Origin of the sequence: Staphylococcus cohnii subsp. cohnii, from assembly GCF_002902365.1 — a bacterium.
GTDB classification, from domain to species: Bacteria; Bacillota; Bacilli; order Staphylococcales; family Staphylococcaceae; genus Staphylococcus; species Staphylococcus cohnii.
Map to the genome: position 1 here is coordinate 1 of NZ_PPQC01000039.1, position 21210 is coordinate 21210.

The 21210-nt window shown below is 32.3% G+C and carries 20 protein-coding genes, 1 pseudogene and 1 riboswitch; of the genes and pseudogenes, 7 read left to right on the forward strand and 14 right to left on the reverse strand.

Annotated elements, in window-relative coordinates:
* Positions 1-139: 139 nt before the first annotated feature.
* Positions 140-340, reverse strand: a complete 201-nt coding sequence (locus CD032_RS06965; protein ID WP_019468795.1) for a hypothetical protein — start codon at positions 338-340, stop codon at positions 140-142.
* A gap of 213 nt (positions 341-553) precedes the next feature.
* Between CD032_RS06965 and CD032_RS06970 the strand changes: the two genes are divergently transcribed.
* The 5 genes from CD032_RS06970 (at position 554) to brnQ3 (ending at position 5908) form a co-directional block, all read left to right on the forward strand.
* Entirely contained in the window at positions 554-1363 is an 810-nt protein-coding gene (locus CD032_RS06970; RefSeq protein ID WP_019468794.1) for a VOC family protein, read from the forward strand.
* 23 nt (positions 1364-1386) lie between these two features.
* Entirely contained in the window at positions 1387-1590 is a 204-nt protein-coding gene (locus CD032_RS06975) for a DUF6501 family protein (protein WP_019468793.1), read from the forward strand.
* Between the two features lie 159 nt (positions 1591-1749).
* Positions 1750-2541 carry an ATP-binding protein gene (locus tag CD032_RS06980; protein WP_019468792.1) on the forward strand — a complete coding sequence of 264 codons (792 nt, stop codon included), beginning with the start codon at positions 1750-1752 and terminating at the stop codon, positions 2539-2541.
* A 12-nt stretch (positions 2542-2553) separates the two neighbouring features.
* On the forward strand, positions 2554-4443 hold the full coding sequence (locus CD032_RS06985; RefSeq protein ID WP_019468791.1) for a vWA domain-containing protein: 1890 nt from the start codon (positions 2554-2556) through the stop codon (positions 4441-4443).
* Positions 4444-4564: 121 nt separating this feature from the next.
* Positions 4565-5908: a branched-chain amino acid-like transporter carrier protein BrnQ3 gene (brnQ3, locus tag CD032_RS06990; RefSeq protein WP_019468790.1), complete on the forward strand. Its 1344-nt coding sequence runs from the start codon at positions 4565-4567 to the stop codon at positions 5906-5908.
* A 268-nt stretch (positions 5909-6176) separates the two neighbouring features.
* On the opposite strand, the gene CD032_RS06995 is transcribed toward brnQ3, so the two are convergent.
* From CD032_RS06995 to CD032_RS07005, 3 genes are read right to left on the reverse strand one after another with little or no spacing between them, the layout of a single operon-like run.
* On the reverse strand, positions 6177-7310 hold the full coding sequence (locus tag CD032_RS06995) for a toxic anion resistance protein (protein WP_019468789.1): 1134 nt from the start codon (positions 7308-7310) through the stop codon (positions 6177-6179).
* Positions 7311-7338: 28 nt separating this feature from the next.
* On the reverse strand, positions 7339-7959 hold the full coding sequence (locus CD032_RS07000; RefSeq protein ID WP_019468788.1) for a 5-bromo-4-chloroindolyl phosphate hydrolysis family protein: 621 nt from the start codon (positions 7957-7959) through the stop codon (positions 7339-7341).
* Between the two features lie 13 nt (positions 7960-7972).
* The gene (locus CD032_RS07005) at positions 7973-8242 is read right to left on the reverse strand and encodes an acylphosphatase (RefSeq protein ID WP_019468787.1); all 270 of its coding nucleotides are present in this window, start codon (positions 8240-8242) and stop codon (positions 7973-7975) included.
* A 331-nt stretch (positions 8243-8573) separates the two neighbouring features.
* On the opposite strand from CD032_RS07005, the gene msaA reads away from it, so the two are divergent.
* Positions 8574-8879 carry a regulatory protein MsaA gene (msaA, locus tag CD032_RS07010; RefSeq protein ID WP_019468786.1) on the forward strand — a complete coding sequence of 102 codons (306 nt, stop codon included), beginning with the start codon at positions 8574-8576 and terminating at the stop codon, positions 8877-8879.
* A gap of 184 nt (positions 8880-9063) precedes the next feature.
* Complete coding sequence (cspA, locus tag CD032_RS07015; protein WP_001831260.1) at positions 9064-9264, forward strand: cold shock protein CspA; 201 nt, start codon at positions 9064-9066, stop codon at positions 9262-9264.
* A gap of 166 nt (positions 9265-9430) precedes the next feature.
* Here cspA and lysA read toward each other — a convergent pair whose 3' ends face one another.
* The 10 genes and pseudogenes from lysA to CD032_RS07065 all read right to left on the reverse strand — a co-directional run bounded on the left by lysA (position 9431) and on the right by CD032_RS07065 (position 21175).
* Positions 9431-10696, reverse strand: coding sequence for a diaminopimelate decarboxylase (gene lysA / locus CD032_RS07020; protein WP_019468785.1), 1266 nt, complete (start codon positions 10694-10696; stop codon positions 9431-9433).
* A gap of 3 nt (positions 10697-10699) precedes the next feature.
* Positions 10700-11773: an alanine racemase gene (locus CD032_RS07025; protein ID WP_019468784.1), complete on the reverse strand. Its 1074-nt coding sequence runs from the start codon at positions 11771-11773 to the stop codon at positions 10700-10702.
* Positions 11770-12927, reverse strand: coding sequence for an amidohydrolase (locus CD032_RS07030; protein WP_019468783.1), 1158 nt, complete (start codon positions 12925-12927; stop codon positions 11770-11772). The genes CD032_RS07025 and CD032_RS07030 overlap by 4 nt, the downstream gene beginning before the upstream one ends.
* Positions 12928-13150: 223 nt before the next feature.
* Positions 13151-13870, reverse strand: a complete 720-nt coding sequence (gene dapD, locus CD032_RS07035; RefSeq protein ID WP_019468782.1) for a 2,3,4,5-tetrahydropyridine-2,6-dicarboxylate N-acetyltransferase — start codon at positions 13868-13870, stop codon at positions 13151-13153.
* A 22-nt stretch (positions 13871-13892) separates the two neighbouring features.
* Positions 13893-14615 carry a 4-hydroxy-tetrahydrodipicolinate reductase gene (gene dapB / locus CD032_RS07040; RefSeq protein ID WP_019468781.1) on the reverse strand — a complete coding sequence of 241 codons (723 nt, stop codon included), beginning with the start codon at positions 14613-14615 and terminating at the stop codon, positions 13893-13895.
* The gene (gene dapA, locus CD032_RS07045; RefSeq protein ID WP_103211336.1) at positions 14612-15499 is read right to left on the reverse strand and encodes a 4-hydroxy-tetrahydrodipicolinate synthase; all 888 of its coding nucleotides are present in this window, start codon (positions 15497-15499) and stop codon (positions 14612-14614) included. Before dapA ends, dapB begins: the two co-directional genes overlap by 4 nt.
* Position 15500: 1 nt before the next feature.
* Complete coding sequence (locus CD032_RS07050) at positions 15501-16490, reverse strand: aspartate-semialdehyde dehydrogenase (RefSeq protein WP_019468779.1); 990 nt, start codon at positions 16488-16490, stop codon at positions 15501-15503.
* A 60-nt stretch (positions 16491-16550) separates the two neighbouring features.
* Positions 16551-17759 (reverse strand): aspartate kinase, encoded by a 1209-nt coding sequence (locus CD032_RS07055; protein WP_172459300.1) that lies wholly within the window; start codon positions 17757-17759, stop codon positions 16551-16553.
* 82 nt (positions 17760-17841) lie between these two features.
* Positions 17842-18020: riboswitch (Lysine riboswitch) on the reverse strand.
* A gap of 180 nt (positions 18021-18200) precedes the next feature.
* Positions 18201-19041, reverse strand: a pseudogene (locus CD032_RS07060) (aldo/keto reductase).
* A 529-nt stretch (positions 19042-19570) separates the two neighbouring features.
* The gene (locus CD032_RS07065) at positions 19571-21175 is read right to left on the reverse strand and encodes an ABC-F family ATP-binding cassette domain-containing protein (RefSeq protein ID WP_019468776.1); all 1605 of its coding nucleotides are present in this window, start codon (positions 21173-21175) and stop codon (positions 19571-19573) included.
* Between the last annotated feature and the right edge of the window lie 35 nt (positions 21176-21210).

Sequence of the window (21210 nt, forward strand, 5' to 3'; positions counted from 1 at the left end):
CTCCCTTCAAAGTTTACATTTTTAAGTGTCTACTTTGAAGGGAGCATATCAGTAAATGGATGCGTCCTTTATTTATTTGAAATTTACGATTTCAACCGTTATTGTCATTTATATTCTTGACTATTTTAAAACGTTTTATTTAAGCAATAAATACAAACAGTTCAATAATTGCAAGAATTAAAAACACTAGAAAAACAATGCCGTAAATATTATTTTTCTTTATACTTTCTTTGCTTGCTTTTTGCTGTTTTGCTTTGTTATTTATATTGGAAAAGAAAGTAATACCTGAATAAACTGCAATAAGTACTGTGACACCAAATAAAATCCATGTACCAATCATATATACAACCTCCTCTAGTAACTAAAATAAATATTTGAACATATAAAATAATTATTCCTATTATATACCTATATTAATACATTTCTGCTAATCCTCCAATGTTTAAAAATTACAATTTTGTAAATACAATCACAATCAGATACTTCATCATACAAATAACATGAAAAATAAGTTATAATGTATTGAAAAGATATGAATAGAGGGGTTAATATAATGAATGGTCTTAGAAGTGTTACTACAGGGACAAATGATTTAAGTAAAACCAAAGAGTTATTCTCAAACATACTTGGATTAAATGTGGCAGATAAAGGACAAGCTTTACGTTTTGGTGATGCTGAATTAAATTCAGGTACACGTATACATTTTGTAGAAGTACCAAACTATATTAACAATAACAACCATATTGAAAATATCGGATTGAGGGTTCCAAGTGATGAAGGAATTGAAGAATATCAATCTATTTTAAAACAACATCAAATTTCTTTCAGTTCACCTACAGATTTAAATGGCCATAAATACTTCAATTTCCAAGATCAAAATGGTCAAACATTTAATATTTATTCCAATGAACATAACTCTGGCACCCCATTAGGTATACCTACATTCGAAAGTAATGTAAACCCATTACATCAGATTCAAGGGCTAGGACCTGTAATCTTAAAAGTTAATGATATTGTACTCACACAATCTATTTTAACTAGAGTATTTGGCCTAGAACATTTTGCAGAATATACGCCTAGTGAACATGCTGATTTTAAAATACAAGTTTTTCGTATAGGTGATGGTGGTTTGGGTGGTGAGCTACATGTTTACGCTTCAAACGAGGAAATTTTAATGCCAGAACATGGTATATTAGAACAAATTGAATTCGGAATAGAATCTAAATCACAATTTCAAAAGACTATTGAAGAACTTGAATCCATAGGAATACCTTATCAAACGTTAGATCAAGAAGGCGAAAGATCATTAAGAATCACTGAAAAAAGTGGTATTACATTCATTTTAACCTTAGAAACTTCATAATAAAAAAGAGAGGATTTTTAGAAATGTTACACGAAACTTGGAAAGATCATACACCCATTAAAAAAGTAGAAGTTACACATACAGATGCACAAAAGTTCACAGTCTCTGATATGTTAACTGTGGGACAACAATATGATGTAATAAATGAAACTGAAGAATATTATCAAATCATCGACAACTCTGGACTTGTTGGTGGCTACTTTAAAACCTACTTTAAAGAGGTATAATTTACAGTATGACACATGCACTATTGAAAATGTGCACTTTAAATATTGCTTAAATTAATAAGACTAGGGCTATAATATCAAACATTATTCAAGCCCCGGTCTATTTTTAATGATATGGATTTTTTATAACTTATTTTAATTTTAAAGGAGTAAGAAACAATGGCGAAATCACAATATATTAATAAAGATGAAACAGTATTTGATGATGCAAAATCATTGATGGCATTAAATAAAAACATTTTATTAAAAGGACCAACGGGCTCAGGAAAAACAAAGCTAGCTGAGACTTTAAGTGAAACAATACAGCGACCAATGCATCAAGTCAATTGTTCAGTAGATTTAGATGCTGAAAGTTTATTAGGTTTTAAAACTATACAGACAAATGAAAACGGTACTCAAGAAATTGTATTTATTGATGGACCAGTAATCAAAGCGATGAAAGAAGGCCATATTCTTTATATCGACGAAATCAACATGGCAAAACCAGAAACATTACCAATTTTAAACGGTGTATTAGATTACCGCAGAAAATTAACAAATCCATTCACTGGCGAAGTGATTAATGCTGCTCCAGGATTTAATGTTATCGCTGCAATAAATGAGGGCTATATTGGAACATTACCGATGAACGAAGCACTAAAAAACCGTTTTATAGTCATTCAAGTAGATTATATTGATGGGGATATATTAAGTGATGTGATTAAAGATCAAAGCCAATTAGCAGATGATACGACAATACAAAAAATCATCAATTTTAATGAAGATTTACGAACAATGACAAAACAAGGTCAAATATCTGAAGAAGCAGCGAGCATACGTGCTTTAATCGATTTAAGTGATTTGGCTACCGTGATGCCTATAGAACGTGCCATCAAACGTACAATTATTGATAAATTAGAGGACGAACGTGAGCAACAAGCGATATTAAATGCGGTAGAATTAAATTTTTAGTGAGGGATATTTATGAGCGATCGTTTTATATTATTTAATGATGAACAGCTGGATGCAAAGCAAGTGATGATGCTGCAAGATTTAGCTCGATTATTACTTAAAAATGAACAAACACAAGTTAAAATTCAAAAATTCCCATATTACGATCCAATCAATAATATGTTAATAACGAGTTCTTTTTGGTCACATAGAAAAAAAGATATTGAAACAACAGGGCTTAAAACAGATGTTATGCTCGCAGCTTATGGCTACCAATTGATGGATGAAACAGTAATCAACAAAGTCATTCACAATGATACGTTTAAGCATCCAAAATTTTTCCAACAGCTGTTTAAATTACTAGAAGATAAAAGAATATTAAACGAAATTGTTAAGCAACGACCATCTACCAAAGATGCAATTCACATGCGTAATGAAATTAGATTAAGCTATACACGTACTCAAATTAATGTATATAAAACAAAAAAAACATTTACAGATTTGCTCTTTTTATATTTGGAATCTTCGTTTTTAACTGAAAACTTTTACGACGTACCTCAAATTGGTCCACAAATTGATGATATTCTGTTAAATATGTATCAATACCTGCCTAATTTTTTCTATAATGATTCTTCTGAGGATAATATGTACTTAGCTGAACGGATCATGTTTCAAATTGATGATATCTTAAACGAAGATATGCTAAATGAATATTATCATTTACCTAAAAAAGTATATGAAGCAATTCATGAACTTAATTTTGAAGATTTAAAACGAACAGATGCAAGTAATACTGATAATGCTTCAAACAATGATCATGATGAAGAGAGTGTCAGCGAGGATATTGAATCCAATCATCAAGATAGTGCTTCACAAGGTGGTGCATATTTAGAAATGGAACTTCATGAAGGTGAAAATAGTGATGTTATTGGCGATAATGACACTGCTAGAGAAGGTGACAGTGGTGATGATATGACAGATATGCAAACAAAAAAAGGTAAAGGTTCCACAAACCAAATAGAAAGTGATGAGGGCGGATCAATCGGCAATAATTCTGCTTTTGCATTAAAAGGCATAAATGCAAACGTTGATGTTAAATGGAACGTACCTGAAATACGACCTGAATATCAAAATGAATATCACGAAGTTGAAAACGAAGTACAATTTGAAACAAAAGATTTGATACAAATTATCAAAAAAACAATAGATAGAGAATACCAAGATGAACGTCGAAATCTAACCAAAGGTCGATTACAAAAAAATTTATTAAATTGGTTTATTGATGATCAATATAAATTATTTTATAAAAAACAAGATTTAAGCCAAACTTTTGATGCAACATTCACATTGTTAGTGGATGCATCGGCAAGTATGCAGGATAAAATGTCTGAAACAATCAAAGGTGTCGTTTTATTTCATGAAACGTTAAAATCGTTAAACGTAAAACATGAAATTTTAGCATTTAATGAAGATGCATTTGATGCTGATGATACAAAACAACCTAATATCATTGATGAAATTATAGCTTATGATCAATCAACTATAAAACGAGAAGGACCTAGAATAATGGCCTTAGAACCTCAAGATGATAATAGAGACGGTGTGGCAATTAGAATTGGAAGTGAACGTTTAATGCGTAGAGCGCATAATCAGCGTTTTCTAATTGTATTCTCTGATGGTGAGCCATCCGCTTATAATTATAGCCAAGATGGTATTCTTGATACTTATGAAGCAGTGGAAACAGCTCGTAAATTGGGTATTGAAGTTTTTAATGTATTTTTAAGTCAAGATCCAATTACAGAAGACATTGAAGAAACAATTCATAATATTTATGGTAACTATGCAATTTTCGTTGAAGGTGTAGAAAATCTACCAAGCCACCTTGCACCATTACTTAAAAAATTATTATTAAAATCTTTTTAGTACGTAATTTATTTATAAAATCACACATAAATTGAAATATTCAGAAATTTATATAGACGCATTCTTATAAATCGTGATAGAATAGTAAATATTATTTTATAGGCAAGAAGGAGAACGATTTATGAATAAAAATACATGGATTATAGGGTTTACACTGTTCGCTATGTTTTTCGGAGCAGGGAATCTTATATTTCCACCAAATTTAGGTTTAGATAGCGGTCAATTCTTTTGGCCTTCTATATTAGCATTTGCTTTAACAGGTATAGGATTACCATTATTAGGGGTAGTCGTTGGTGCTTTAGATAAACAAGGTTATATTGGTTCTTTAAATAAAATTTCGCCAAAATTCTCTGTTGTATTCTTAATTATCATATATTTAACAATAGGGCCACTTTTTGCAATACCACGTACTGCATCAACGTCATTTGAAATGACAATTACACCAATTGCCCATACTAATAGCAGTTTAGCATTGTTTATATTTACAATTATTTACTTTTTAGTAGTTTTATATTTATGTATCAATCCAAATAAAATGGTAGATCGCATTGGTTCATTGTTAACACCTTTATTATTGATTACTATTTTAGCGATGATTATCAAAGGGTTTGTTGATTATGGTAGCAATTCACATAGTCAAGCAGCTGAAGCTTTCACTTCTAATTTTGCAGGATTTTCTCAAGGATTTACTAATGGTTATTTAACAATGGATGCTATTGCTGCCATTGCTTTTTCAATGATTGTAGTTAACGCGGTTAAAGCGACTGGTATCACGCATGCTAATAAAATTTTCAGACAAACACTATTGGCTGGTATTATTGCTGCAGTTGCACTTATGTTTATTTATATTTCTTTAGGATTTATAGGTAACCACATGGCTGTACCGCAAGAGAAAGTGGCAAGTTTAATTGCTAATGATCAAAATATTGGCACATATTTACTAACAACAATGGCAAGCACTGGATTTGGCGCTTTTGGGAAGTACTTGCTAGGTATTATCGTTGCACTTGCTTGTTTAACTACTGCTTGCGGATTGATTGTATCTGTTTCAGAGTATTTCAATAGAATATTCCCAAAAATTTCATACAAAGCTTACGTTATCATCTTTACATTAGTGAGTTTTATTTTAGCAAACCAAGGATTAAATTCAGTGATTACGATGTCAGTTCCAGTTTTAAGTATTGTATATCCAGTAGCTATCACTTCAGTACTACTCATATTAATTGCACGTTTTGTTCCAACAAAACCAATTGCACAACAAATTCCTGTAGCGGTGGTTTCTATTGTTTCGATCCTTAGTGTGGTACATTCACAAGGATGGATTAAATTAGGCCTTATTGATAATTTACCATTGAAAGATTATTCATTAGAATGGTTCCCGATTGCAGTTATCACTACAATTATTGGATATATTGTAGCGCCATTGTTTAAAAAACAAAAAACTATTATTTACGAAAAAGAATAGCATAATCAAATAGCTAAGATATAGACATCCTTCTTTAATAAATAAACGTCAATTTCAATAGAAATTGACGTTTGCTGCATATTGGGGTAGATTTATTATGCGAAACTGAGCATATGACTGGTGAGAAATATGATTTATTGATTACAATTTATGCCTATGCCACAACATACAAAATAAAATATTCTTTTCAAGAAAAAAGCCTGTAAATGAATCATGGAAATCATTCATTTACAGGCTTATTATGATGGACTTATATTTTAAATTCTTGTTACTTTTGCTGTTTCATACCTAATAATTGATTCTTCATTTCTGTTTCTAATTGGTTTAATTCAGTTTCTGCTTGTCTACGTTTATTTCGACCTTGTTCTTGAATTTGAAGTGTTTGTTCAATCGTATCAATAATATCTTGTTGTGTTGTTTTTAAGGTTTCAATATCAACGACACCACGTTCATTTTCAGTAGCTGTAGCAACTGCATTTTGTTTTAATAGTTCTGAATTCTTGAGTAACAAATTATTTGTTGTATCTGTTACTGCTTTCTGTGCAGAAACTGCATTGCGTTGTCTCATTAACGTCAAAGCAATTGACATTTGATTTTTCCATAAAGGAATACTCGTTAAAATGGAACTTTGAATCTTTTCTGCTAATGCATGGTTTACATTTTGAATCATTCGAATTTGAGGTGCTGTTTGTATAGCAATTTGTCTAGATAGTTGTAAGTCATAAATGCGTTTATCTAATCTATCTATAAACTGTTCCATATCTGATACAGCTTGAACATCCATTTGATTACCTGTAGATTTAGCTTGCGCGTTTAATTTAGGTACATCTTCCTGCTGTAGCATTTGTTGCTTTCTTTTAGCCGCTTCAATATACAGTGTTAATTCATCAAAATACGCTTTATTTAAATTATACAATTCATCTAGCATTCCTATATCTTTATTTAAATTATTTTTATGTTTGTCTAATTCAATAGAAATACGATCTATTTGAGAACCAACAGATTGCATTTTTGAAAAAATTTCATTTACTGATGCTTTTGTTCGTCTAAAAATACGTTTTAATTTCGATTGATTTTCTGGGTTTAACTCATCTGGGTTTACAGATTTAAGTTTGCTCATCAATCCATTTAATGATTCCCCAACAGGACCGACATCTGTAGTTTTTACCTCATTAAGAATACGGTGTGAGAATTGGGACATATCAGATTGTGCAGTAGTACCGTAATTTAATAAGCTATCATTATCCATTGGTTTTATTTGTTTACTCAATTCATCAATTTTTTGTTGATCATCTTGAGTAAATTGTTTTGAGCTGTTGATAATTTCTGATTCATTTGCTGATTGTTCATCAATATATTTATCCAATGGATGCGAATTTAAAAAGTCTTGTTCTCTTACCATTTAATTTCACTCCATTTCTTCATGTAATTTACTTATGCCTTTTTTGTTCAATTTTATTTAATTCCATTTCTATATCTAATTGACTATAATCTTCTTCATTAATTCTCTTTAAGTCCGCTACTAAAGTTCGTTTAACTTCATCTAATGTGATGCGAGTTTGTGCTAACTTTTGCTTTTCTTCTTTAGATTTTTTTGGAGATTTTGCCAATCTCGTATAAGCTTCAATGAGATTCAATGCATTATCAATATGAGAGTAGAAAAAACTTTCTACTTTAAAAAACATTCTAGGTTGTTGTTTAACAGCAAAGTAAATAGCTCGAGATAATCTATATATTTCATTTACTTGTCTAAAATCTTTGATTGATCTCACATTAACAAAAGATTTTAAAATTCTTCTTATCTTGTCTTGAGCATTATTTAATTGACTATTTACAAAATGATAATCTCTTCGTGTTAAGCCAATTTCATTTAAATATTTTCTAGAAGTTAAACGCTGAGTAGGGAAGTAGAATGCTATAAACGCTACTGCAGAAATAAGGAAATCAAAAATAAAATTTAATTCTAATGCAAATATACTAGAAATCCACGCGATAACTGCTATTGGAAAAGCAATAATGGTCCCATAAATTCGCGAAATATTATATCTCAAACTTCATCTTCCTTTATAATGTACTAAATTTTTTCCATGATGGGTTCGTTTCTATTTCTTCAATTTCATAATCTTCAACTTGAGAAGCAGGTGAAGCACCCTCAATGATAGCGTTAATAAATGAAGTTAGTGATGCCTCATCACTTTGGGCGTATATTTCTACATAATCAGATATATTTTGAACAGTACCCACAACATTATATTTTCTTGCTATCTTCTCGGTATAATAGCGAAAACCAACGCCTTGAACTATACCGAATACTTTAATATGTTTGCATTGCATATAAACACCTCTTATTATCATTATACGAAATTTTGTCATACAAAACTAATATTTTTGTCTGAACAACAATTGTCTATCCGTCAAAAGTATGAAACAGATAACTTGATTTTGTGTATGATACAGTTAAAATATTACACATAGCTATTTTGCAATATCATTTGAGTATCGTTGAATAACTGTATTTTTTAATGCATTACTTACATATGGCTAATACGTGCAAATAAATCAAAATGAACATAATAAATCAAACTTAATATAATGTTGATAATGAACGAAAAATGTATTTGTCGAAGTTAAAATATGAAGTTGAAAGTGAAAGGGTGTAATTTACATGTGGACAGTTGCAAAAATTCGAGCTGATTATGAAGGCTGGTGGTTATTTAGTGACTGGACTGATCATATCGTAGAACAATATCATTTTGAAAACTATGAGAAAATGCTAAATTACTATCAATCAATCATTGAAAATAGTAAAAAGCATTATGATAATTTCCTCGTTGGTAAATACAATATTCATGCATTTTATAATAATTGTGAATTAGGATTTTGTGAAGATTGTGATGAAGATTTACAGATTTTTTATAGTTATATTGTTTTAAATAATAATGAAGTTTATTATAAATTACCGATTGTTTAATAAATTGTTTTTTCATAATTGCATTGCATTTTCAGCTATTATGGCTTATAATATGAGTCAAGCAATTGTTTTATTCCATATTGCAAAGAATATTGTAAGACAGATTTACACTGTGAAATTGTATTTTTTGTAATATGCGAATAATGCATATTGAATGAATATTAGTCTTGGAGGTTTCACATTTATGAAACAAGGTACAGTAAAATGGTTTAACGCTGAAAAAGGATTTGGTTTTATCGAAGTAGAAGGAGAAAACGATGTATTCGTACACTTCTCAGCGATTAACCAAGAAGGTTACAAATCATTAGAAGAAGGTCAATCAGTTGAATTTGAAGTAGTTGAAGGCGACCGCGGTCCTCAAGCTGCGAACGTTGTAAAACTATAATATAGATTGCAATATTGACTATAAAAAGAACCTTGTTAAAGGTTCTTTTTTAATATATAAATTAATAAATTGTAACTTAAAAAGCTCTTTTTAAAGTGAATACTCGTAAATCGGGTACTTTAAAAAGAGCTTTTATACATGATTGGTTCTTTATAACACTAACAAGTTATTTTGTATCATTTATGATTAATTGTCGCAATGATTGTCGTTTTATAACTTCTCTCGCTTTACTATCTTTTAAAAAGAATACTGATGGTTTTTGCATTTGGTTATAATTAGAAGCCATGGAATAATGATAGGCACCAGTTGATAATACTGCTAGATAGTCACCACGCTTAACTGTACTAGGTAACTTGGCATCTTTAATTATTATATCCCCAGACTCACAAAGTTTACCTGCAATTGTTACAATCTCATCTTTAGGCTCATTTCTATTAACTAACAATGCTTCATACTGTGCATCATATAACGCAGTACGGATATGATCACTCATACCACCATCTACCGATACATATTTGTTAACATTGGGAATCTCTTTGATTGTGCCAACTTCATATAATGTTATACCAGCTTCTCCAACTATGGATCTTCCAGGCTCTATTCCAATTTCAGGAAGAGGGTAGTCAAATTCAGTTGAAAATTGTTTAATTGCATCAGTAATTTCAGTAATACCTGTTTCGATAGGGAAACTAACATCACCCTCAACATATTTAATACTGAATCCACCACCCAAGTTAATCAACTCAACACTTATAGCATTTTCTTTTAACCATTGAATTACTATTTTTGCAGTTTCAATCATTGCTTCTGTGCCTTCAATTTGTGACCCTACATGAAAATGAACGCCTTTTAAATTTAAATGTTTAGTGTTTTTTACTTTTTCAACTGCTTGTATTGCTAACCCATGTTTAATTGACAGACCAAATTTACTATCTTCCTGACCAGTTTGAATAAATTCATGAGTATGTGCTTCAACACCAGGGTTTAAACGTAATACAACATTAACCGTTTCACTCGCATACTTATCGATGAGTTCTATTTCTTCTAATGCATCAATAACGATGTAACCAACTTTACTTTCTAATGCATACTGTATCTCATGTTTTGTTTTGTTGTTACCATGAAAATGTATATGCTGCGGATCAAAACCTGCCTCCAATGCTGTATACAGTTCTCCTTCAGATACTACATCAAGTTCAAGACCTTCTTCTTGTACTAATTTCACCATTTGTAGACAGGTAAATGCTTTAGAAGCATATGAAATGTTATAGTTCAATCCACTTTTCTGAAAAGCAGAGTGAAATCGTTGCATTTGTGTTCTGATTTGATCTTCATCATAAACAATCGTAGGTGTACCGAAACTTTGTGCTATTGTTTTAAGACTTGTACCTCCCATTGTTAACTCGCCACGATCATTATATTCTACTACCATAATTTATCTATACTCCTTTATTAGTGAGTCATGATTCATTGCACTTAATTGTTCAGAATTCGCGCCAACACCTTTAAATGTAAACTCATCAACACGAATATCATTATTATATAATATTACTTCGTCTTGTGCATGCACGTTGTGATCAACTTCAACAAACATATGACTCATCATCAACGCACGAATAGGGTAACGCTTGCCATTGATAAGTGCCTCATGTTTTGCTCTTGATTTAAGAATACCATCTCCATAGCCAATATCAACTACTGCTAATTTTGTATGATCATGTTTAGCTTCAAATGCAAAACTATAGCCACAGTAATCACCTTCATTTACTTCACGAATTTGGATGACATTACCTTTTACAGTCAATGATTGTTCTATCGCATCTACATCAATCGTTTGATAAGGTCTAGAGCCGTAAAGCGCAATTCCGACTCGCGCATGTGTATGATTTTCAAGCACACCGTTTTCTCTATAATAACTTGCACTGTTTTGTGCATGTATCATTTCAAAGTGATAGTCTTCGTCTATTAATGTGCTAACAATATCTAACCAAGCTTTACGCTCTACGTTATATTCAGACACATCGAATTCATCAGCATACCCGAAGTGGGTCCATAAACCAGTGATATGCATTTTATTTTTATTTGCATTTTTCATATGATGATGTATCACTTCTCTTATTTCATCAATATTTTTCAAACCTGAGCGGTGAAGTAAATTTTCAAATTCTAAATGCACTTGAATACCTTGTAAATCTTCAATATGTTCATAATAGAAGTTTAATGAGGGCAGGGTCATTTGAATCTGATAATCTCGCACTTTATCAAATTCATATACCGCATTCATTAAGAAAATTGTTGCATCGGGGGCTAATTGTCTAATGCGAACTGCTTCTCTTAAAGATGTCGTACTAAACGTGTTAATACCTGCTTTTAAAAATTGCTGTACAGCAAATTCCAATCCATAATGATAAGCATTATTTTTAACTACTGCCATAATTTGATTATTTTGGATTACTTTAAGCGCATTATTGTAAAATCGTTGAGCATCAACAGACCAGATTGCTGTCATTGTGTTTCCACCTCACTATAGGATTTTAAAATCGCTTCATAATAATTTACAATTTTAATTAACATATGTTCATTAAAATTTAAATGGGCAGTATGCAAACCTGTTACAAAACCATTTGTCTCGTCTCGTACACCCACAAAAATAAAATAACTAGGTGCAAGTTGACTATAAAAGCTAAAATCTTCGCCAAATAAATACGGTGTGGGCTTGTCTACTATTGTTAAGTCAGCAATATCCAGACCATTTTCAACATGTTTACGTAATTCAGGTGAATTATATGTTGGTGGATAGCCTTCTTCAAATTTCACTTCACAATCAACATCGAACAATAATTTTACACTTTCGGCAATTTTGTTCATTTGCTGTTTAACAGTTTCCAAATCATAGACATCATAAGTTCTAATTGTACCTTCTAAATAGCCATTGCTAGGAACTGTATTTATGGCTTCTCCAGCTTCAAAATGACCCATATGTACAATATTTCTCTTCAACCCATTTAAATGGAATTGTTGTATCTGACCAACTTGACTTAAAACATGCTGCAGTGCTTCTCCTACAGAATGTCCTTGCTCTTTGTCCGCAACATGACTTGATAGACCAGTTAAATAAAAGCGATATTCTGTGGCACTTGCTGTAATTTCTTCATCACGAATCACAACTCGACCTTCATCTTCAAAAGGCATTACGTGAATACCAAATATAGCTTCGATAGGGTATTTATCAAAAGCGCCTGCACGGATTAAACGGTTTGCGCCACCTCCAGTTTCTTCAGCTGGCTGAAAGATAAATACAATATTTTGAGGTAGTGTACCTTGATCTGCCATAGCCTTACATCGTTTAACAAATAGCATTAATGCAGTTGTATGTCCATCATGCCCACATGCATGCATAACATTATCAGTTTTACTACGATACGGGACGTCATTCTCTTCATAAATAGGTAAGGCATCTATGTCCGCACGATAAGCAATCGTATGATTACCATTACCAGGAAGATAGGCAATCAAACCCGTTTCCAGTGGACGATGATATTCAATACCAAGTTCATCTAAAAATGCTGCAATATATTTAGTCGTTTCAAATTCATGGAGGCTTAATTCTGGATGTTGATGTAAGTGACGTCTATGGGTTGTAACAAATTCTAACTCATTCATTAAAATCAAATCCTTTTAGTTATTGTAATATGTATAGGTATAAAATAATGCTCAATTAAGACGATTTATGTATAAAAAGGAGGTTAGACGATTTGCTTAGTTACATATTGATATTCACATTAAAATAAATGTGTATATATCAATAATTACATGTTATTTCGTCTAAAAACCTCCTATAAATATTAAAATTTCAGTTTTTATTAATTATCTATTAATTTTGAAATTAATCATTTAATTTTCTTAGTGCTGAAACAATTTCTCTTTTTGAATCTTCAACTTCACTTGTTTGCTTAATCACTTTTGCTGGTGTTCCAGCAACTACAGAACCAGCAGGAACATCTTGTGTAACGATTGCACCAGCTGCAACAATAGAACCTTCACCAACACGAACACCTTCAAGTATCACTGCATTTGCACCAATGAGTACGTCATCTTCAATGACCACTGGTGATGCACTAGGTGGTTCAATCACGCCAGCTAATACTGCACCAGCTCCAACATGGACGTTTTTACCTGTAGTAGCACGACCGCCAAGTGTTGCGTTCATGTCTACCATAGTTCCTTCACCAACAACAGCACCGATATTGATAGTAGCACCCATCATAATCACTGCGCCATCTTCAATCGTAGCTTGTTCACGAATAAATGCACCAGGTTCTATACGTGCATTCGTATTGGTTAAGTCTTTTAATGGAATTGCTGAATTACGACGGTCCATCTCAACTTCTAATTCATCAATCACTGATTGATGATTTTCATAAAATTGCTTCCAATCATCCGCTTCACAAAAAATTACTTTAGAATCAGAACCACCAAACACTTTAAAGCTGTCAGGGAACGTTACTTTGTCAAACTGCCCATTCACATAAACTTTAAGTGGTGTAGATTTTTTTGCATCACTTATATATTGAATAATTTCTTCTGCCGTTAAATGTTGTACCATAATTTAATTCGCTCCTTAAAAGTTATAAATTATCAAATGTATAAAATGCATTTGATTTATTAATTAATTTTTCTGCTGCACCAATCGCTCCATTAGCAAAAATATCTTTTGATTGAGCACGGTGGGTGATTTCTATTGTTTCATCAGTACCTGCAAATAAAACATCATGTTCTCCAACAATCGTACCACCACGAATTGAGTGAATACCAATTTCATCTTGGGAACGCTTTTCATTTATTTCATGTCTATCGTAAACTGGTGTTGTCTTTTCACGTAAAGACTCAATTACATCATAAAGTTTTACTAATGTACCACTAGGTGCGTCCACTTTTTTATTATGATGTGCTTCTGTAAGTTCAATGTCAAAATCTTGAAGTAGGGGAACAGCAGCTTCCAAAATTTTAGTTAATGCGTGAACCCCATAACTCATATTTGCACTGAAAAATACTGGCATTTCACTACTTAATCCTTTTAATTTTGCAATAATTTTTTCTTTTTCCCCAGTTGTTGCGATAACTAATGGCAAATTAAATTCATCATCTAACAAAGGCAACAATAACTCTGGATTTGAAAAATCGATTGCGACATCAGCATCTTTAACGTCTGAAATACGTTGGAACGTTGGATAAGGGTATGATTTTGATGGGTTAGGTACAATCACACCTTCAATTTGATGTCCTTTTTCTTCAGCTAATCTTGCTACTCGTTGATTCATGGCTCCATAGCCTATTAACACAATCTTCATGTATTGTCACCTGCTTTAAATTGTTCGTATGCTTGCTCTAATGTTTGACGTTCTGCATCTTGAAGCTTCACTAGTGGAAGGCGTACTTCATAATTACCAAACCCTTCAACCGCTGTTAATGCTTTGATTGGAATAGGATTGACATCAACAGCTAATGCATCTAATAGTGTTTGAATTGGTTGAAATTGTGAATTGATATCTTTTCCACTTTGTTTTGCATCGAATAAAGTCTGGAATGCATTAGGAATGACATTTGCTGCAACAGAAATGACACCGTGACCACCTTTTTCAAAATAATCAACCACATTATCATCATTACCGCTGTACAAAGCAAAGTTATTTAAATCTAAACGTTTTTTCAATTCATCCATATATTCAAAGTCATTAGTAGCATCTTTTATCGCTACAATATATTCATTACCACTTAATGTTTCAACTGTTTCTGGATCAATAGTTATATTCGTACGTGAAGGTACATTATACAAAATGACAGGTAATTTTACTGCATTAGCTATCGTTGTAAAATGTTCAATCAATCCACGCTGATTTGTTTTATTGTAGTAGGGCGTAATCAACATAATACCATCTGCGCCAATTTCTCTTGCACGTACTGAAGCTTGTATTGATTTTTGAGTATTATTTGTACCCGTTCCAGCAATAACTGGTACTTTACTATCTACATAATTCACAACTGTCTCCAATACTTGATCTTTTTCTTCATCTGTTAAAGTAGGATTTTCGGCTGTTGTACCATTAACCACGATACATTTCGCATTATTTTCTAATAAATATTTCACATGTCTTCTAAGCGCATTTAAATCAACTTCATTGTGTGTAAACGGTGTTGTTAGAGCAACACCTACACCTTCAAAAATATGTCCCATTTTATTTTACTCCTTTCAAACTCATTACTTGTTCTAGAACTTGTACTGCATTTAAAGCCGCACCTTTTAGTAAATTGTCAGAAGTACACCAAACATGGAAAGTATTATCTAATGATTCATCTCGACGAATTCTACCAACAAAAATTTCATCTTTGCCAGTAGCGTTAACCGCCAATGGATATTCATTTTGTTCTGGATTATCAATAAGTACAACGCGTTGATCATTGTCAAAGAGTTGCTGAATCTCTTGAACTGAACTTTCACTTTCAAGCGTAACGCTTATATGCACACTGTGACTATCTTGAACAGGCACACGTACACAAGTTGCTGTTACTTTTAAATCATCATCTTTTAAAATTTTTCTAGTCTCATCAATCATTTTTTGCTCTTCTTTTGTATACCCATTTTCTAAAAAACTATCAATATGTGGCAACACGTTATTATAGATAGGGTGAGGGTATGCTTCCGGTGCTTTACCATTCGCACCTTCAGATAAGTCTTGTCTACCTTTTACACCAGAACCTGAAACTGCTTGATATGTTGTATAAGCTACACGCTCTAGGCCAAATGCTTCTTGTAACACTTTTAAAGGTACAACTGATTGAATAGTAGAGCAATTTGGATTAGCGATAATTTTTCTGTTTAAAACAGGTTCATTAACTTCAGGTACTATTAAGTCAATGTCATCTGCCATTCTCCATTGACTAGAATTATCAATAACAATGGCACCAGCTTGTTCAAAAATAGGGGAGAAGTGGGCACTTGTACTTCCACCGGCACTCATTAAAACATAATCATAATGTTCACTTGCAGCCTCTTCAGTTAATTCTTTAACAATATACGTTTTGCCTTGGAATTCAATTTCTTCTCCTGCTGAACGCGCTGAAGAAAATAATACTAATTCATCAAACGGTACATTTTTACGATCTAATGTTTCTAACATTTTTCTTCCTACTAAACCAGTTGCGCCTGCTATTGCTAATTTTGTCATAGAATATACACTCCATTTTCATTTTTATAATTTTTTTAAGATTAATTATATTTAGAAAATTCAGATATCAAAAGTTTGATATAAGGCGTGAACTGCACGTTCACTATTTTCGGAATCTATTACACATGAAATACTAATTTCTGATGTGGTGGTTTGATAAAAAGCAATATCATTTTCAATCAATGTAATAAATGCCTTTGAAGCAACACCAGACATATCTCGCATACCAGAGCCGATTAATGAAAGTTTAACGTATCCTTCGTTAATCTTGAAGTCTAATGCATTAAACCTTTCTTTTAACACATCTAAGATGTTTGTTATTTGAACAGCATCTGTATCTTTGATTGTAAAAGACATTTGCAATCCTTCCAAATTAATAATTTGAGAAATCATATCCACATTGACTGATCCTTCTTCTAAATGATTGAATAAATCCGTCAATAATCTATTGTCCGGTAGGGGATAACTAATTGTAACATGTAACATGTGTGTATCTAATGCTACACCAGTAACTGCTTTTTTTTCTAATAATTCTGCTTGTGACATAATCCATGTTCCTTTCACATTTGATAAAGTTCTTCCTAAATACAGTGGGATGTTATAATTATTTGCTAATTCCACGCTTCTAGTTTCAAGTACACCTGCACCTAAAGCACTCATCTCCATCATTTCCTCATAAGATACATATGCTAATCGTTTTGCCTCTTTGTAAACCCTTGGATCTGTCGCATACACACCATCTACATCAGTATATATCTCACAAGTCGTTTGATTACTTGCAGCTAAAGCTACAGCAGTCGTGTCTGAGCCACCACGACCTAAGGTAGTTATTTCTAATTCATCATTAATACCTTGAAACCCTGCTATCACTAGTACATCATTGTTTTCAAAAGCTTGTTCAAATGTACTGGGATTGATTTCAGCAATTTTACTTTTTAAATGATGACCAACTGTTTTAATTCCTGCTTGATATCCAGTCATCGCTTTTGCGTTTACACCGATATCGTTTAATACCATCGACAAATAGGAAACGGTCTGTTGTTCACCGGTTGTTAATAGCAAGGCCAATTCTTGATCTTTGGGTGTCGTAGTAAGCGTTGAAACATTAGCCATCAGCTCATCTGTTGTTTTGCCCATTGCACTAACGACAACGATAAGTTGTTCGCCTTCATCAACTCTTGTTTTTAACATGCCTGCTATATTTTTAATTTTAGTAAAATCACTTACGGAAGAACCTCCAAATTTCAAAACACTTCTTTCCAATTCCATATCCTCCTCATTTGATAGGGGAGAATCACAGTAATATAAAAAAAGAACAAGTCCGGAATGCGAACCTGTTCTATAATTTATATACAAGTGATGCACTCCATTATTTTAAAATAATGACAGACTCTTAGCTCTTAACCATAAAGTCCAACTTGTTATAAGCTGCTATTATAACTGTTTCGGCATCTCACCCTTTCAAAATTAGCTGCTAGCAGACAGGTTCTTCTAAAATTTACTAATGATTGATGCGCCTCATCAAAACTTATTTAATTTTGTTTATGATTCATATTATACATATGCTTATATATACTGTAAACCGCTTTTACAAAGTTTTTTAAATTTACTGAAAAATTAAACTATTTTATTAGTATTTTACTAAATAAGTGTAAATGTATATATTTCAAATTTCAAATATTAATATATCCAAATGTATGAACTATTAATTTAAAATTCTTCATAAGTGGCAGGATCTTGATCTTTACGTCTGCCATCTGTACGTGTTAATGCATTGATTTTCTCAATATCATTACTATCAAGATAAAAGTCAAAAATATCCATATTTTGCAGTTGTCTTGATACAGTTGTAGACTTTGGAATAGGTACAACACCATTTTGAATATGCCATTTTAATATAACTTGAGGAATGGTTAGGAATGGTTTTATTATGTTTTGTAGCAATTTCGACAAGATTTTCATCATCAATAACACTAGAAGCACGACCTAATGGACTCCATGCTTGAGTAACAATTCCTTTGGATGTGTTGTACTGAACCAATGCTTCTTGATTGAAATACGGGTGTAATTCAATTTGGTTTACAACTGGTAAAACACCTGTTTCTTGTTGTAATGTTTCGATATGTTCTGGTAAAAAATTACACACACCAATTGATTTTATTAAGCCTGCTTTTTGTGCAGCAATCATTGCTTGCCAAGCTTCAACATATTTACCTTGTTTAGGATTAGGCCAGTGGATTAAATATAAATCAAGATAATCAACACCTAAGCGATAAATTGATTCCTGTATTGCAGTCAGTGCATCATCGTAAGATTGATAACGTCCAGGCAATTTTGAAGTAATCATAATTTGATCTCTTGAAACACTGCTCATCTCGATTGCTTTACCAACTGTTCCTTCATTTTCATAATTATAAGCTGTATCTAATAAACGATAACCTTGTTCTAATGCATTCACAATCGCATGTGCACCATGAGCACCATTTAACTTATATGAACCAAACCCAATTTGAGGAATCACTTGTCCATCTAACATATTTAACTGTTCCATTTACATACCTCCATAACGATATATGCTTTTGATTATATAATGCATAACCATTTATGACTAATATTTAGACTTCATTGGGGAGAAAACTATAAACAAAAAACCGAGATAAATCAATATCTTAGCTTCATAACTTAGACAAACCCTTAGCATTAAAGCGCTGAACCCTTAGAATGAGAACTCACTAAAAACACAATGGTACTAGGCTGCTAATTCTCTGAATTAATAGTGTTTTTAGTGAGATATTGGCAGTGATTTGGGTCGACTCCTGTGGGAAGTGCAATAGCCGAAGACTACAGGCTAAGGCAGTGCCCACGGAAAGCGTGCACAAAAAAACTGCCAACAAAGTCAGAGACTTTGTCGACAGTCTGAGCTGAGACATATTAATATTTCAGCTTCAACATATAATTTCATCTATTAATAGTATATTTCATATATGCTTAATGACGCTATTTGCTATATAATTTACCATCGAAATATGCAATACTTTTAATCTCTATGTTGACTAATATACTTCTGTATTTTAATGGTTTTATTTATTTAATACGCCAGTTTCTTGTAAATAAGCTTCATAAGATATTTCTTTTGATAAACCACCTGTAGGATTTAAGTCAATTACTCGGTTCGCAATTGTGTTGATAAATTCAAAATCATACGATGTGAAAATCATTGAACCTTTGAAATTTTTCAAACCATCGTTTACTGCAGTAATACTTTCTAAGTCTAAGTGGTTCGTTGGTTCATCTAGTAATAAAACATTCGCACTAGATAACATCATTTTACTTAACATACAGCGCACTTTTTCTCCACCAGATAAAACACTCGCTTTTTTCTTAACTTCTTCACCACTAAATAACATGCGGCCTAAGAAACCTCTTAAGAATGTTTCAGTTTGTTCGTCTTCAGGTGCATATTGACGCAACCAATCAACAAGGTTCATATTTACACCTTCGAAGTATTCAGAGTTATCTTTAGGGAAGTAACTACGTGAAGTCGTAACACCCCATTTTACAGTTCCTTCGTCTGGCGTCATTTCACCAGCTAATATTTTGAGTAATGTCGTTTTCGCAATTTCACTATCTCCAATTAAAACTGCTTTATCATTAGGATTCATTGTAAAAGAAATATTATCTAATACTTTATTACCATCTATCGTTTTTGATACATTTTCTACAAATAGTAAATCATTACCGATTTCACGTTCTGGCGTGAATTTCACATATGGATAACGACGTGAAGAAGGTTGAATATCATCTAGTTCAATTTTTTCTAGTTGTTTTTTACGACTTGTTGCTTGTTTAGATTTAGATGCATTTGCAGAGAAACGTGCAACGAAATCTTGTAATTCTTTAATCTTTTCTTCTTTTTTCTTGTTTTGTTCTTGTGCCATTTTCATTGCTAATTGACTTGATTGATACCAAAAATCATAGTTACCTACGTATACTTTTATTTTTCCATAATCTAAGTCTGCAATATGTGTACATACATTATTTAAAAAGTGTCGGTCATGTGATACCACAATCACTGTATTTTCAAAATTGATTAAGAAATCTTCTAACCAACTTATTGCAGGGATGTCCAAACCATTGGTCGGTTCATCAAGTAGTAGTACATCAGGTTTACCAAACAAACTTTGGGCTAATAATACTTTTACTTTTTGGTTATTTTCTAATTCAGCCATTTTTTTATCTTGTAAATCTGCAGATATACCTAATCCAGATAATAAAGAACCTGCATCTGCTTCGGCATTCCAGCCGTCCATTTCAGCAAATTCACCTTCTAATTCTGCAGCTCTGATACCGTCTTCATCACTGAAATCCGGTTTCATATAAATTTCATCTTTTTCTTTCATCACTTCATATAGACGTTCATGTCCTTTAATTACAACATCAATCACGCGTTCTTCTTCATATGCAAAGTGATCCTGTTTTAAGATTGCTAAACGTTCGTCTTTTCCCATAGATACATGACCTGATTGCGCATCCAACTCACCAGATAAAATCTTTAAAAATGTCGATTTCCCAGCACCATTTGCTCCAATCAAACCATAACAATTTCCTTCTGTAAATTTAATATTTACATCCTCGAATAATTTACGATCGCCAAATCGTAAACTCACATCAGTAACTTGTAACATGCATTTGCTCCTTTACGTTAATCTACCGGACAAAT